Origin of the sequence: Streptomyces sp. HSW2009, assembly GCF_040240285.1 — a bacterium.
Classification (GTDB): Bacteria; Actinomycetota; Actinomycetes; order Streptomycetales; family Streptomycetaceae; genus Streptomyces.
The window spans coordinates 1-17,170 of sequence record NZ_JBEHZD010000114.1 but is presented as its reverse complement, the minus strand read 5'-3'; the positions used below and the strand labels follow the sequence as shown (position 1 = coordinate 17,170).

The 17,170-nt window shown below is 74.0% G+C and carries 3 protein-coding genes; all 3 read left to right on the top strand.

The window, feature by feature from the left end; translation table 11 throughout:
* Nucleotides 1-688 (top strand): phosphopantetheine-binding protein (locus tag AAHZ94_RS11710; protein ID WP_349992765.1); only part of this gene is annotated, 688 nt, incomplete at its 5' end.
* Nucleotides 689-730: 42 nt separating this feature from the next.
* Nucleotides 731-13,225, top strand: a complete 12,495-nt coding sequence (locus tag AAHZ94_RS11705; protein WP_349992764.1) for an SDR family NAD(P)-dependent oxidoreductase — start codon at nucleotides 731-733, stop codon at nucleotides 13,223-13,225.
* Between the two features lie 17 nt (nucleotides 13,226-13,242).
* A partial coding sequence (locus AAHZ94_RS11700; protein WP_349992763.1) for a type I polyketide synthase occupies nucleotides 13,243-17,170 on the top strand: 3,928 nt, incomplete at its 3' end.

Below are 17,170 nucleotides of genomic sequence, written 5' to 3'. Positions count from 1 at the left end.
GGCGGGCGCACCCGCCCTGCCGCCGCGCCCCGCCCGCCGCCGGCCCCCGCGGGCCCGCGCCGGGGGGCCCGCCGCGGCGCTGCCGGCCCCGCTGCGTACCCTCGCCGCCGCCGGCGCCCCGCGGCGCACCGCAGCCGCCGCCCAAGACCCGGCCGACCTCGCGGGCCACCTCGGTGCGCTGTCGGCCGGCGAGCGGCACCGCACGCTCCTCAACCTGGTCCGCGGCCACGCCGCCACCGTCCTCGGCCACCCCGACCCCGGCGCCGTACAGGCCAAAACCTCCTTCAAGGAACTCGGCTTCGACTCGCTGACCGCGGTGGAACTACGCAACCGGCTCGCCGCAGCCACCGGCCTACGGCTCCCCGCCGCCCTGGTCTTCGACCACCCCGAGCCCGCCGCGCTCGCCGAGCACCTGCTCGGCCAACTCGCCCCCGGCAGCGCCCCGCCCGCCACCAGTGGCCCCGATCCGCTGCTCGCCGAACTCTCCCGGCTGGAAAGCGCCCTGACCGGCGCCGCCGTCGCGGACCTGGACGCGGGCGCGGTCACCGCGCGCCTTGAGGCGCTGCTCGCGACGTGGAAGGCCAAGAGCGCAACGGCGGCAGGTACGGACGAGGCGGCGGACATGCTCCAGACCGCGTCGGCGGACGAACTCGTGAACTTCATCGATAACGAACTTGGCTTGTCATGAATTACTTGGTTGCGAACATCGCTGAAAGCCGGGTGACCCTCCGTGGTGAATGAAGAAAAGCTGGTCGACTATCTACGCCGGGTGACCAGCGACCTCCACAGCACGCGGGCGCGCCTGCGCGAGGTGGAGGAGCGATCCCAGGAGCCGGTGGCCGTGGTCAGCATGGCCTGCCGCTATCCGGGCGGGGTCAGTTCACCGGAGGACCTGTGGCGCCTGGTGGCCGCTGCGGAAAGCGCCATCGGCGAATTCCCCACCGACCGCGGCTGGGACCTGGAAAACCTCTTCCACCCAGATCCCGACCATGCGGGTACGAGCTATGCACGGCAGGGCGGATTCCTCTACGAGGCCGCCGAATTCGACCCGGAATTCTTCGGCATCAGCCCCCGCGAGGCGCTGGCGATCGACCCGCAGCAGCGGCTGCTCCTGGAGACCTCCTGGGAACTCCTGGAGCGGGCCGGCATCGACCCGCACACGCTCAAGGGCTCGCCCACCGGCGTCTACGCGGGCGCCGCCCTGCCAGGCTTCGGCACCCCGCACATCGAGCGCAGCGCCGAGGGCTACCTGGTCACCGGCAACGCGCCGAGCGTGCTCTCCGGCCGCGTCTCGTACACGCTGGGCCTCGAAGGCCCGGCCGTGACGGTTGACACCGCCTGCTCCTCGTCGCTGGTGGCCATGCACCTGGCCGCCCAGGCGCTGCGGCAGGGCGAGTGCTCGCTCGCGCTGGCCGGCGGCGTCACCGTGATGGCCATCCCGAACGTGTTCACCGAGTTCGCCCGGCAGCGCGGGCTGGCCGCCGACAGCCGCTGCAAGGCGTTCGCCGCCGCGGCCGACGGCACCGCCTTCTCCGAGGGCGTGGGCCTGGTCCTGCTGGAACGGCTGTCGGACGCGCAGCGCAACGGCCACGAGGTGCTGGCCGTCCTCCGCGGTTCGGCCATCAACCAGGACGGTGCGAGCAACGGCCTCACCGCCCCCAACGGGCCCTCCCAGCAACGGGTCATCGGCCAGGCGCTGGCCAACGCCAGGCTCGTACCGGGTGACATCGACGCGGTGGAGGCACACGGCACGGGCACCCGGCTGGGCGATCCCATCGAGGCGCACGCCCTGCTGACCACCTACGGTCCCGACCGGCCGGCCGACCAGCCGCTGTGGCTGGGCTCGGTCAAGTCCAACATCGGACACACCCAAGGGGCCGCGGGCGCGGCCGGCGTCATCAAGATGATCATGGCGATGCGGGAGCAGGAGTTGCCCCGCACCCTGCACGTCGACGCGCCCACGCCGCACGTGGACTGGGACAGCGGCAACGTACGGCTGCTCACCGAGCCCGTGCCGTGGCCCCGCACCGAGCGCCCGCGCCGGGCCGCCGTCTCCTCCTTCGGGATCTCGGGCACCAACGCCCACCTCATCCTGGACCCGCCCCCGGCCTGGCCCCAGCCCCCCCCGGCCGCGGCGGAGGACGCGCCCGCGGCCGGGCAAGCCACCGCGGAGCAAGCCGCGACCGAGCAACCCACGGCAGGGAACGCCACCGCGGAGCAACCCACCGCAGGGAAGACCGTCGCGGAAGGCGCCGCCGGCTCCGTCGCGCGGTCGCTGCCCTGGGTGCTCTCCGGCCGTACCGAGCAGGCCCTGTACGACCAGGCCCGCGCGCTCGCCGACCACCTGGCGGCCCACCCGGCGCTCGCCCCGGGGGACATCGGCTGGTCGCTCGCCCGCACCCGGTCCGCGTTCGAGCACCGGGCGGTACTCGTCGGAGCCAGCCGCACCCAGCTCACCGAGGCCCTGCACGCGCTCGCCGACGGCCGCCCGCACCCCGACCTCACCCGGGCGCCGGGCCCGGCCAGGCCCGGCGACACCGCGTTCCTGTTCACCGGCCAGGGCAGCCAGTACCCCGGCATGGGGCGCGAACTGTACGCCGCCTACCCGGAGTTCGCCGCTGCCGTCGACGCGGCCTGTGCCCACTTCGACCCGCTGCTCGGCATCTCGCTGCGCGAGGTCCTCTTCGCCCCCGACGCTCCCGAGCCCGGCCGGGCCGCCGACGGCAAGGAGGCTGCCGAGGCCGGCCACACCCCCGGGGCTGAAGAGGCCGCCGGCACAGCGACCCACCCGGTCCATCAGACCGGTCTCACCCAGGCCGCCCTGTTCACCGTCGAGACCGCGCTCTACCGGCTCGTCACCTCCCTCGGGTACGCCCCCGACTACCTCACCGGGCACTCCGTCGGCGAGATCGTCGCCGCCCATGTGGCGGGCGTGCTGTCGCTGGAAGACGCCTGCACGCTGGTCGCCGCACGCGGCCGGCTGATGCAGGCGCTGCCGGCCGGTGGCGCGATGGCCGCCATCGAGGCCACCGCCGCACAGGTCGAAGAACTGCTGGCCGGCCGCACCGACCGGGCCTCGCTCGCCGCCGTCAACGGGCCCACCGCCGTCGTGCTCTCCGGCGACCAGGACGTCGTCGAAGAGATCGCCCAGACCCTGCGCGCCCGGGGCCACAAGACCAAGCGACTCCGCGTCAGCCACGCCTTCCACTCGCCGCGGCTCGACCCGATGCTCGACGCGTTCCGCGAGGTCGCCGCCGGGCTGACCTACCACGCCCCGAACCTGCCGGTGATCTCCAACCTGACCGGCGAACTCGTCGGCGCCGGGCAACTGACCGACCCCGAGTACTGGGTGCGCCACGTCCGTGAACCCGTACGCTTCCACGACGGCCTGCGCACCCTCCACCGCGAAGGCGTGGTCCGCTACCTCGAACTCGGCCCGGACGCCGTCCTCGCCACCATGGCGCAGGCCGCCCTGACCGACACCGACGGCCCGGGTGAGCCGGTGTTCGCGACCGCACTGCGCAAGGGACGCGAGGAACCGCGCACCCTGCTCACCGCGCTCGCCCACCTCCACAACGACGGCGGCACCGTCGACTTCGCCGCCGCGCTGCCCGCCGGCGCCCGCCGCGTACCGCTGCCCACCTACCGCTTCCAGCGGCAGCGCTACTGGCGCCCCGTCCCCGACACCACCGGCGACGTGCGCGCAGCCGGGCTCGGCGCCACCGAACACCCGCTGCTCAGCGCCGTGGTGGAACCGGCGGACGGCGGCCTGCTGCTCACCGGCCGGCTCTCCCTGCGCACCCACCCCTGGCTGGCCGACCACACCATCCAGGGCACCGTCCCGCTGCCGGGCACCGCCTTCCTCGAACTGGCCCTGCTGGCCGCCGGCCGCGCCGGCTGCGACCTGGTCGAAGACCTGACGCTGGAAGCCCCACTGATCGTGCCCGCCTCCGGGGCGGTCCAGGTGCAACTCGCCGTCGGGGCCCCCGACACGGCCGGCCGGCGCCCCATCGCCGTCCACTCCAGGCCGGCGGAGGACGAGACCACCGCGACCGGCACGGCCGACACCTGGCGCCACCACGCGACGGGCGTCATCACCACGGCGCCCGGCGCCACCCCGACGTCCCAGAACGACACACCCTGGCCGCCCGCCGGCGCCGAACCCATCGACGTGGCCGACCTCTACCAGCGGCTCACCGACCAGGGTTACGCCTACGGGCCCGCCTTCCGCGGCCTGCACGCGGCCTGGCGCAGCGGCCGGGACGTCCTGGCCGAGGTGCGCCTGAACGCCGAGCAGCGCGCCGATGCCGCCGCGTACGGCCTGCACCCGGCCCTGCTGGACAGCGTGCTGCACCCGCTCGAAGAGCTGTGGGGCACCGGCGGCGACGCGCCGCCGCAGCCGCAGACCGTACGGCTGCCGTTCACCTTCGGCGGGGTACGGCTGCACGCGACCGGCGCCGCCAGGCTGCGTGTCCGCCTCACCCCGACCGCGGCCGACCAGGTCCGGCTGGACCTCGCCGACCAGCAGGGCAACCCGGTCGCCACCGTGCAGCAGTTGGGCGTCCGGGAGATCCCCGCCGACCAGTGGCGGGCCGCCCGCACCGCCGACGACACCCTCTACCGGCTCGACTGGCTGCCCCACCCGGGCCCGCAGCCCGTGCCCGTCGAAGGGCACTGGGCACTCGTCGGGCCGACCGGCCCGGACCTGGAACTGCCCACCGAAGGCGGCACCGGCAGCACGTCCCGGCACGCCGCTGCCGCTGCCCTCGGCGCGGCCCTCGCAGCCGGCGCCGAACCACCCACCACCGTGCTCCTGCTGTGCCCCGCGCAGCAGGACCGCGAGCCGGCGCCCGACGCAGCCGCCGGCCAGCTACCCGACCAGGTGCGGGCCGCGGCACACCGGGCGCGCGGTGAACTCCAAACCCTGCTGGCCGACGCGCAGTTGTCCGCCGCCAGGCTCGTCGTCACCACCCGCGGCGCCGTCCAGACCCACCCCGACGAGCCGCCCGCCGACCTCACCACCGCGCCCGTCTGGGGCCTGGTCCGCTCCGCGCAGGCCGAGCACCCGGGCCGGCTGCTCCTCCTCGACACCGACGACGACCCCGCGTCGTGGCACGCCCTGCCCGCCCTGGTGACCGCGGCCGTCGCGGGCGCCGAGGACGCGGTGGCGCGGCGCGCCGGCGCGGCCCGCGTCCCACGGCTGCCCCCGTTCCGGCCCGCCCCGCAGGCCACCGCGCCCACGCTCGACCCGGACGGCACCGTCCTGATCACCGGCGGCACCGGCGCACTGGGCCGGCAGGTCGCCCGCCACCTGCTCACCGTCCACGGCGCCCGGCACCTGCTCCTGGTCAGCCGCAGCGGCCAGGCGGCGCCCGGCATCGACGCCTTCACCGCGGAGCTGGCCGACCTCGCCGCCGATGCGGGCCAACAGGTCGAGGTCACCGTCGCCGCCTGTGACACCGCCGATCCCGCCGCACTCGCCACCCTGCTCGACGCGGTCCCCAGCGCCCACCCGCTGACCGCCGTCCTGCACACCGCAGGCGTACTGGACGACGGCGTCATCGACACCCTGACCCCCGCCAGGCTGGACGCCGTCCTGGCACCCAAGCTGGACGCCGCCTGGCACCTGCACCACCTCACCCGCGAGCACGCCCCGGCGGTCTTCGCCCTCTTCTCCTCCGCCGCCTCCGTGGTACGCAGCGGCGGCCAGGCCAACTACGCGGCGGCCAACGCCTTCCTCAACGCGCTCGCCGAACACCGCCGCGCCCAGGGCCTGCCCGGCACCGCCCTGGCCTGGGGCCTGTGGGGTTCGGCCGGCGGCATGACCGAGAACCTGGGCGAGGCCGACCTGGCCCGGATGACCCGCTCCGGCGTCGCCGCCGTACCCCCCGAGCAGGCGCTCGCCCTGCTGGACGCGGCCCTGACCACCCCGCACGCCACCGTGCTGCCCGCCCGCTTCGACCTCGGCGTCCTCCGCGACCAGGCCCGCAGCGCGCCGCTGGCGCCGGCGCTGCGCCGCCTGGTGTCGGCCACCCCGCGGGCCGCTGCGACCTCCGGCGGCGGCGACGCCGCCACCTTCGCCGCCCGGTTGGCGGGACTGTCCACCGCCGACCAGGACCGACTGGTGGCCGAGCTCGTACGGGAACAGATCGGCACGGTCATCGCCCACCCGGCCCCGGAGACCATCGACCTCGGCCGGGCCTTCCAGGAGTTGGGCTTCGACTCGCTCACCGCGCTCGACCTGCGCAACCGGCTCAGCGCCAGCACCGGCATCCGGGTGGCGGCCACCGTCATCTTCGACTACCCGACCCCGGACGCCCTCGTCGCGATGCTCCGTACCGAGCTCACCGGCGCCGCGGCCACCGTGCACCTGCCCGCCGCGACCCCCAAGGTCAGCGACGCGGACCCGATCGTCATCGTCGGCATGGCCTGCCAGTACCCCGGCGGCGTGAGCTCGCCCGACGACCTGTGGCGGCTGGTTGCCTCCGGCACGGACGCCATCGGCCCGTTCCCCACCGGCCGCGGCTGGCCGCTGGGCGAACTCTTCGACCCCGACCCCGACCACACCGGCACCAGCTACGCCGACGAGGGCGGCTTCCTGCACGACGCCGACCGGTTCGACGCGGGCTTCTTCGGCATCAGCCCGCGCGAGGCGCTGGCCACCGACCCGCAGCAGCGGCTGCTCCTGGAGACCGCCTGGCAGACCTTCGAGTCGGCCGGCATCGACCCCGCCAGCGTGCGCGGCAGCCAGTGCGCGGTGATCACCGGCGTGATGTACGACGACTACGGCAGCCGCTTCATCGGCCGCGCCCCGGAAGGCGTCGAGGGCCGCCTGATGACGGGCAGCACGCCGAGCGTCGCCTCCGGCCGGGTCGCCTTCACCTTCGGCCTCGAAGGCCCGGCGATGACCGTGGACACGGCCTGTTCGTCGTCGCTGGTGGCACTGCACCTGGCCGCGCAGGCGCTCCGGCAGGGCGAGTGCTCGCTCGCGCTGACCGGCGGCGTCACCGTGATGGCCACCCCCAACACCTTCGTCGAGTTCTCCCGGCAGCGCGGCCTGGCCACCGACGGCCGGTGCAAGCCGTTCGCGGCAGCCGCCGACGGCACCGGCTGGGGCGAGGGCGTGGGCCTGCTCCTGCTGGAACGGCTCTCCGACGCGCGCCGCAACGGCCACCGCCCGCTGGCCGTCATCCGTGGTTCGGCCATCAACCAGGACGGTGCCAGCAACGGCCTCACCGCCCCCAACGGCCCCTCCCAGCAGCGTGTCATCGGCCAGGCCCTGGCCAGCGCCGGACTGACCACCGCGGACGTGGACGCGGTGGAGGCGCACGGGACGGGGACGACGCTCGGCGACCCCATCGAGGCACAGGCACTGCTCGCCACCTACGGCCAGGACCGGCCGGCCGATGACCCGCTGTGGCTCGGCTCCATCAAGTCCAACATCGGACACACCCAGGCCGCCGCCGGCGTCGCCGGCATCATCAAGATGGTGCAGGCCATGCGGCACGGCGTGCTGCCGGCCTCGCTGCACATCGACACCCCGTCCCCGCACGTGGACTGGGAGGCCGGGGCCGTACGGCTGCTCACCGAACAGACCCCCTGGCCGGAGCGGGACCGGCCGCGCCGGGCGGGCGTGTCCTCCTTCGGCATCAGCGGCACCAACGCCCACGTCATCGTGGAACAGGTCCCCGAGCCGACGCCGTCCCACCCTGCCGACACCCCGTCCGACAGCACGGCTGGCGCAGCACAGGACGTACCGCAGGACACGGCAGACGGCGCGGCACAGGCTCCGGCACACGACGCGCCCCAGGACGCACGGCACGGCGCGTCGGACGAACCGTCGCAGGAGCAAGGCCAGCGACAGGAACAGGAGCAGGGCCAGGAGCGAGACCAGGCCCGTCGCCAGCCGGCCGAGGCGATCGTGCCCTGGATCATCTCGGGCCGTGACCCGCAGGCCCTCCGGGACCAGGCCGCCGCCCTCACCCGCCACCTCACCCGCCACCCCGACCTCGATCTGGCCGACGTCGGCTGGTCCCTGGCGACCACCCGTGCCGTCTTCGACCACCGGGCCGTCGTCGTCGGCCAGGACCGCGACGAACTCCTCGTCGGCCTGGAGGCCCTGGCCGCCGGCGAGACCTACCCGGGGCTGGTCGGACCCGAGGCCCCCGCCACCGGCGCGACCGCCACCGGCCCGGTCCTCGTCTTCCCGGGCCAGGGCTCCCAGTGGGTGGGCATGGGCGCCGGCCTGCTTGAGGCGTCCCCCGTCTTCGCCGCCCGCGTCGCGGAGTGCGAGCAGGCACTCGCCCCGTACGTGGACTGGTCGCTGACCGAGGTGCTGCGCGGCGGAGTGGACGCCGCCGAACTCCGCCGGGTGGACGTCGTCCAACCCGTGCTGTGGGCCGTGATGGTCTCGCTCGCCGAGGTCTGGTCCCACCAGGGTGTGACACCGGCCGCGGTGGTCGGCCACAGCCAGGGTGAGATCGCCGCGGCCGTGGTGGCCGGCGCCCTCACGCTCGCCGACGGCGCCAAGGTGGTCGCCCTGCGCAGCAAGGCGCTGCGCCGACTGGCCGGCGGCGGCGCCATGGCCTCCCTCGCCCTGCGCGAAGAAGCCGTCGTGGAACTCCTGGCCGACCTCGGCGACGCGGCGGCCGGGGTGAGCATCGCCGCCGTCAACGGCCCCGGCTCGGTCGTCGTCTCCGGCCCGCCCGAGCAGGTCCGACACACCGTCACACACTGCGAGGAGAGCGGCGGCCGGGCCCGGCTGATCGACGTCGACTACGCGTCCCACAGCCCCCAGGTGGACGAGATCACCGACGAGCTCCACGAGCTGCTCGCCGGCATCCAACCCACCAGCACCAGCCTGCCCTTCTACTCCACGGTGACCGCCGAGCGCATCGACACCAGCGAGCTGACCACCGCCTACTGGGTGACCAACCTGCGCGAGCGGGTCCGCTTCGCCGATGCCGTACGTGCCCTGCTCGCCGCCGGACACCGGGTGTTCATCGAGGCCAGCACCCACCCGGTGCTCACCGTCGGACTCCAGGAGACCCTGGAGGAGAGCGGAACCACCGGCGCCACGGTGCCCACCCTCCGCCGGGACCAGGGCGGCCCTGCGCAACTCGTCCGCTCCGTCGGGCAGGCGTTCACCGCCGGCGTCGCCGTCGACTGGACCCCCTGGTTCGCCACCGGCCGCCGCCCGCGCGTCATCGACCTGCCCACCTACGCCTTCCAACGCGCCTCGTACTGGCTCGACGCCGACCGCGGCCCCCTCGGCGACCTGTCCGACGTCGGCCTGACTGCGGCCGGACACCCGCTGCTGGGCGCAGCAGTGGAGGTCGCCGACGGCAGCACCCACGTCCTGACCGGGCGCATCGCCCTCCCCGCCCACCCGTGGCTGGCCGACCACACGGTGGCCGGCACCGTCCTCGTACCGGGCGCCGCCCTCGCCGAATGGGCGCTGCGCGCCGCCGACGAGGTCGGCTGCGGGGGCGTCGACGAACTGACCCTGCAAGCCCCGCTGGTGCTGCCGGCCGACGGCGCCGTGCGCCTCCAGGTCGTCGTCACCGCCGCCACGCCGGACGGTCGCCGCGACGTGCGGCTGTACGCGCGCCCCGACCGCGAGGCCGGCCACCACGACGCCTGGACCTGCCATGCGGAAGGCGTCCTCGCCCCGCCCGCACCCGCCGGCGAAGGCGGCCGGGAACTGGCCGGCAGTTGGCCCCCGGCCGGCGCCGAGCCGCTGTCCGTCGACGCCTTCCACGCGCAGATCGCCACGGCGGGCTACGGCTACGGCCCGGCCTTCCAGGGCCTGAGCGCCCTGTGGCGGCACGGCCCCGACGTGCTCGCCGAGGTCGAACTGCCGGACGCGGCCGGCGCCCCGGACGGCTTCGGCCTGCACCCGGCGCTGCTGGACGCGGCCCTGCACCCGGCCCGGCTGCTGACCGGCCCCGGCGAAGCCACCGACCAGCCGTCCGAGCAGACCGCAGAGCCGACCGACCGATTGTGGCTGCCGTTCGCCTGGCACGGCCTCACCCTGTGGGCCACCGACGCCCGCACCCTGCGGGTACGCCTCACACCCGGCGCGGCGACCACCGACGACGAACGGTCGCTCCAGGTCGTGGTGGCCGACGCGGTGGGCGCCCCGGTGCTCAGCGCCGACGCCCTCGTCCTCCGGGCCGCCCGCCCCGACCAGCTCCGCACCGCCGGCGCCCCCGGCACCGACGGCCTCTACACCCTGGAGTGGGGCCCGGTCGGCACCCCGTCCGACAACGAAGGACCCGGCCGCTCGGCCACCGGCGGCTGGGCGGTCCTCGGCGCCGACACCTTCCAACTCGCCGGGCTGCCCGTCCCGGACGGCTCCACCGTCGGCTCCCACCCGGACGTCGCCGCCCTGGCCGCCGCCCTGGACGCCGGCACCCCGGCGCCCACGACAGCCCTGCTCAGCGCCGTACCCGAAGCCGGGACAGAGGCCCGTACGGTCCCCGAGGCGGCCGGCGCCGGGCTCGCCCTCACCCAGCGCGTCCTGGCCCTGGTGCAGGACTGGCTGGCCGAGCCGCGCCTGCTCGACACCCGCCTCGTCATCGTCACCCGCGGCGCCGTCAGCACCGACGACACCGACCCCGGCACCGCCGGCGACACCCCCCGCACCAGCGCCATCGACCCGGCCGCGGCCGGCGTGTGGGGCCTGGTCCGCCGCGCCGCGGCCGAGAACCCGGGCCGCGTCGTCCTCCTGGACCTCGACCCGGCGGCGGAGGCCGACGCGCAGGCACCGGTGGAGACGGTGTTGCGCGCCGTCGACCTGGACGAACCACAACTCGCCCTGCGCACGGGCCGGGTGCTCGCCCCGCGCATGCGGCGAGCCGGCGCGATCGGCAGCGAACTGGTCGGCCCGGCCGCCACCACCGCCTGGCGGCTGGCGTCCGAGGGGACCGCCACCGTCGACAGCGTCGTCCCCCTCGCCTGTCCCGAGGTCCTGGAACCGCTCGCGGCGGGCCAGGTCCGGATCGCCGTGCACGCCGCCGGCATCAACTTCCGCGACGTCCTCATCGCCCTCGGCATGTACCCGGGCAACGGCATCTTCCGCGGCAGCGAAGGCGCCGGCACGATCACCGAGATCGGCCCGGGAGTGACGGAACTGGCCCCGGGCGACACCGTCTTCGGCCTCTTCGAAGGCGCCTTCGGCCCCCTCGCCGTCGCCGACGCCCGCCTGGTCGCCCCCCTCCCCACCGGACTCGGCCTACGCGAACTCGCCGCGGTGCCGACGGTGTTCCTGACTGCTTGGTACGGGTTGGTGGATTTGGGTGGGTTGGCTGCGGGTGAGACGGTGTTGATTCATGCGGGGACGGGTGGGGTGGGGATGGCGGCGGTGCAGATCGCGCGTCATCTGGGTGCTGAGGTGTTTGCGACGGCGAGTCCTGCCAAGCACGGTGTGTTGGAGGAGTTGGGTGTTGATGTGGGGCATCGGGCGAACTCGCGGGATCTGGGCTTCGAGTCGGTGATCCGGGAGGCGACTGGTGGGCGGGGTGTGGATGTGGTGCTCAACAGCTTGGCGGGCGAGTTCGTCGACGCCTCGTTGCGGCTCCTCACCGACGGCGGACGCTTCGTGGAAATGGGCAAGACCGACATCCGCCCGCAAGCCGAGCTCGCCGAGGCCCACCCCGGCGTCCGCTACACCGCCTTCGACCTGGTGCCCGACGCCGGCCCCGACCGCGTCGGCGAAATGCTGCGCACCGTACGCGACCTGCTGGTCTCCCACGAGCTACGGCCGGCACCGGTCACCGGCTGGCCGCTGGCCAGGGCCCGGCAGGCGCTGCGCCACCTCAGCCAGGCCAAGCACACGGGCAAGCTCGTACTCGACGTGCCGGCGACGGTCGACCCCGAAGGCACCGTCCTGGTCACGGGTGGCACCGGAACCCTCGGCGCCCTCGTCGCCGAACACCTCGTACGCACCTGGGGCCTGCGCCACCTGCTGCTCGTCAGCCGACGCGGCGCCGAAGCGCCCGGGGCCGACGAACTCGCCGACCACCTCGCCGACCTCGGTGCCCAGGTGCGCATCGCCGCCGTGGACGTCACCGACGCACAGGCCGTCGCCGGCCTCATCGCCGACGTCGACCCGGCCCACCCGCTCACCGGCGTCATCCACGCCACGGGCGTGCTCGACGACGCCGTCATCGCCTCCCAGACCCCGGAGCGAGTCGAACGGGTGTGGCAGGCGAAGGCGGCCGGCGCGGCCAACCTGCACGCCGCGACCGCCGGCCACCGCCTCGGCCTGTTCGTCATCTTCTCCTCGGCCGCCGGCACCCTCGGCGGCCCCGGCCAGGCCAACTACTCGGCGGCCAATGCCTTCTGCGACGCGCTCGCCGCCCACCGCCGCGACCTGGGCCTGCCCGGCGTCTCCATCGCCTGGGGCCTGTGGGCCGACGCCAGCGGCATGACCGGCCACCTCGCCGAAGCCGACCTGGCCCGTATGTCCCGCTCCGGCGTCAACCCCATCGCCACCGCGCACGGCCTGGCCCTGCTGGACGCCGCCACCGGACACGGCGCACCCCACCTCATCGCCGCCGACCTCGACCTACGGGCCCTGGCCGACCAACCCACCGAAGGGCTCTCCGCACCCCTGCGCGGCCTGGCCACCCCGGCCCCGACCGGCGCCAGGACCCGCCGCACGGCCAGCGCAACGGCCGAGCCCGACACGACGGACTGGGCCGGCAAGCTCGCCGGACTGCCCACCGCGGAACAGCAGCGGACGCTCCTGACCCTGGTCCGCACCCACGCGGCGACCGTACTCGGCCACCCCGACGTGGACGCCGTGCCCGCCGACGCCAGCTTCAAGGAACTCGGCTTCGACTCGCTGACCGCCGTGGAACTGCGCAACCGGCTCTCCGCGGCCACCGGCCTACGGCTCCCGGCGGCCCTCGTCTTCGACTACCCGGAGGCGACGGTGATGGCCGACTACCTGTTGCAGCGCATCGCCCCCGCCGACGAGGCGCCCGCAGGACCGGACGCCGCAGACCCGGTCCTGGGCGAACTCGCCAGGCTGGAACACACCCTCGGCGCCCTGGCCCTGGACGACGAGGGCCGAGCACGCATCGCCAAACGCCTGACCGGCCTCCTCAGCAAGGTCAACGAGGAGAGCGCCGACGGGCCCGGCGGATCTGACTTCAGCGACATCGACTCCGCTTCGGACGACGAGATGTTCGCGCTTATCGACCGTGAACTGCCCTGATGGAGGAGCGAGCACAGATGTCGGAAACGGAAGAGAAGCTCCGTCAGTACTTGAAGCGGGTCACGGTCGACCTGGGGCAGACCCGGCAACGCCTGCGTGAGGTCGAAGAGCGCCTCCAGGAACCGGTGGCCATCGTCAGCATGGCCTGCCGGTTCCCCGGCGGCATCGCCTCACCCGAGGACTTCTGGGACCTGGTGTCCAGCGGCGGCGACGCCATCGAAGCCTTCCCCACCAACCGCGGCTGGGACCTGGAGGGCCTCTACCACCCCGACCCGGACCACCCCGGCACCAGCTACGTGCGCCAGGGTGGGTTCATCGACGGCGCCGACCAGTTCGACGCCGCCTTCTTCGGCATCAGCCCGCGCGAGGCGCTGGCCATGGACCCCCAACAGCGACTCCTCCTTGAGGTGGCGTGGGAGGCCGTCGAACGGGCCGGCATCGACGCCGCCACCCTCAAGGGCACCCCCACCGGGGTGTACGCCGGCGCCGGCATCCTCGGCTTCGGCACCCCGCACATCGAGCGCAGCACCGAGGGCTACCTGCTCACCGGAAACACCCTCAGCGTCGTCTCCGGCCGGGTCGCCTTCACCCTCGGCCTCGAAGGGCCCGCGGTCACCATCGACACCGCCTGCTCGTCGTCGCTGGTCGCGATGCATCTGGCAGCCCAGTCACTGCGCCAGGGTGAGTGCACGCTCGCGCTGGCGGGCGGCGTCACGGTCATGCCCAACGCCAACCTGTTCACCGAGTTCTCCCGGCAGCGCGGGCTCGCTACCGACGGCCGGTGCAAGCCGTTCGCCGCCGCCGCCGACGGCACCGGCTTCTCCGAGGGCGCCGGCATGCTCATCCTGGAGCGGCTGTCCGACGCCCGCCGCAACGGCCACCCCGTACTCGCCGTACTCCGCGGCTCGGCCATCAACCAGGACGGCGCGTCCAACGGCCTCAGCGCCCCCAACGGCCCCTCCCAGCAGCGCGTCATCCGCCAGGCACTGGCCAACGCGGAACTCTCCTCGTCCGAGGTGGACGTGGTCGAGGCGCACGGCACCGGCACCACCCTCGGCGACCCCATCGAAGCCGACGCGCTGATGGCCACATACGGTCAGGACCGGCCCGCCGACCAGCCGCTATGGCTGGGCTCGGCCAAGTCCAACATCGGCCACACCCAGGGCGCGTCCGGCGTCGCCAGCGTCATCAAGATGGTCATGGCGATGCGCCACGGCATGCTGCCGGCCTCGCTGCACATCGACGCACCCACCCCGCACGTCGACTGGGACAGCGGCGCCGTACGCCTGCTCACCGAGGCCGTGCAGTGGAACCCGCAGCGCCCGCGCCGCGCCGGCGTCTCCGCCTTCGGCATCTCCGGCACCAACGCCCACCTGATCCTGGAACAGGCCCCCGAACCGACCGCCGAGGAAGCGGCCGAAACCCCCGCGGCCCCGACCACCTCCACCACCGCGACCGGCACCGTCCTGCCGTGGGTGCTCTCGGCACACAGCGGCGAGGCGCTACGGGCCCAGGCCAAGGCGCTCACCGACCGGCTGACGGCCCACCCGGGCGCCTCACCCGTCGACGTCGGCTGGTCCCTGGTCACCACCCGCGCCACCTTCGACCACCGCGCGGTCGTCGTCGGCACCACACACGACGACCTGCTCACCGGCCTCACCGCCCTGGCCGCGGGCGAACCTCATGCCCACGTCACCCACCCCGGCGACCTGGTCGCCGCCAGTGGTGTCGGCCCGGTGCTTGTTTTCCCTGGTCAGGGGTCGCAGTGGGTGGGGATGGGGGCGGGGTTGTTGGAGTCTTCGCCGGTGTTTGCGGCGCGGGTTGCGGAGTGTGAGCAGGCGCTTGCGCCGTATGTGGACTGGTCGTTGGTTGAGGTTCTTCGTGGTGGTGTGGATGCCGCGGACCTGGGTCGGGTTGATGTGGTGCAGCCTGTGTTGTGGGCGGTGATGGTGTCGTTGGCTGCGGTGTGGGCGGATCAGGGTGTGAAGCCGGCTGCGGTGGTGGGTCACAGTCAGGGTGAGATTGCTGCGGCTGTCGTCGCCGGTGCGCTGTCTCTCGAAGATGGTGCGAAGGTCGTGGCTCTGCGCAGCAAGGCGTTGCGCAAGTTGGCGGGTGGCGGAGCGATGGCGTCGCTCGCACTCAGTCAGGACAGGGCGGTTGATTTCCTGGCTGGGCTTGGTGAGGTGGCTGCTGGTGTGGGTGTGGCGGCGGTCAACGGGCCTGGTTCTACGGTGATTTCGGGTCCGCCGGAGCGCGTGCAGCACGCGGTGACGGCGTTGGAGGAAGCCGGTGGTCGGGCGCGGCTGATTGATGTGGACTACGCGTCTCACAGCCCGCAGGTTGATGAGATCGCTGACGAGTTGCACGAGGTGCTGGCTGGCATCACACCCACCGCGGCCGATGTGGCGTTCTACTCCACGGTGTCGGCCGAGCGGATCGACACCAGCGAGTTGACCACCGCGTACTGGGTGACCAACCTCCGCGAACAGGTCCGCTTCGCGGACGCCGTACGCGTCCTGCTCGCCGACGGCTACCGGGTCTTCATCGAGGCCAGCACCCACCCCGTACTGACCATCGGGCTCCAGGAGTCCTTCGACGAGGCGGGCATCCATGCCGCCGCCGTTCCCACCCTGCGCCGTGAACAGGGTGGGCTCGACCAGTTGGTGCAGTCCGTGGCGTCGGCCTTCGCCGCCGGGTTGGACGTGGAGTGGGGCCGCTGGTTCCCGGACGCACCGCGGCCGGGAACCGTGGAGTTGCCCACGTACGCCTTCCAGCGCCAGCGGTACTGGCTCAGCGGGACCGGCGGACGCGGCGGCGACCCCACTGACCTGGGGCTCAGCTCTGCCGGGCACCCGCTGCTCGGCGCGGCCGTCGAACTCGCCGACGGCAGCTCGCACGTGCTGACGGGCCGTCTCTCGGCCCAGTCACACGGCTGGCTCGCCGAGCACGTCGTGGGCGGCGTGGTCCTCGCGCCCGGCGCCGCGCTCCTCGAATGGGCACTGCGCGCCGCCGACGAGGTGGGTTGCGGCGGTGTGGACGAACTTGCCCTCCAGACGCCACTGGCGCTTCCTGCCGCCGGCGCCGTACGGGTCCAGGTGGTGGTCAGCGCCGCCGCCCAGGACGGACGGCGTGACGTACGCATCTACTCGCACGGCGAGGGCGAGGGCGCCGACGAGGACTGGGTGTGCCACGCCGAGGGTGTGCTGAGCCCGCCGGCCACCGATGCCGAAAAGGCCGAGGAACTGTCCGGCGCCTGGCCACCGGCCGGCTCCACGGCAGTGGACATCTCAGCCTTCTATGCGCAGGCCACCGAGGCCGGGTACGGGTACGGGCCTGCGTTCCAGGGGCTCAAGGCGGCCTGGCGGCACGGGGCGGACGTGTACGCCGAGGTGGAACTGCCCGAGGCCGCGGGGGAGCGGGAGGGGTACGGCATCCACCCGACCCTGCTCGACGCCGCGTTGCAGCCGGCCTTGCTGTTGAACGAGCCGGCGGCCAATGCCGCTGCTGATGCCGAAGCCGCCGCCGAGCAGGTGTGGCTGCCGTTCGCCTGGAACGGCGTCGCCCTGTGGGCCGCCGAAGCGGGCACGGTCCGCGTCAAGCTCTCCCCGTACCAGCAGGGCACGGCGGACGAGCGTGCCGTACGGGTCACCGTGGCCGACGCAGTAGGGGCGCCGGTGCTCACCGTGGACTCGGTCGTCACCCGACCGGCCGCGGTCCACCAACTGAGCACGGCGGGTCGCGGGGTGGACGGCCTGTACGCGATGGAGTGGTCACCCCTGCCTGGTGGTGTGGTGGATAGCGGTGTGGTGGGTGGGGTTTCGGGTTGGGCTGTGGTGGGGGCGGATGTTTGGGGTTTGGGTGGTTTGCCTGGTGTGGGTGGGGTGTGGGGTTCGTTGGGTGGGTTGGTGGAGTCGGTGCGTGGTGGTGGGGTGGTTCCTTCGGTGG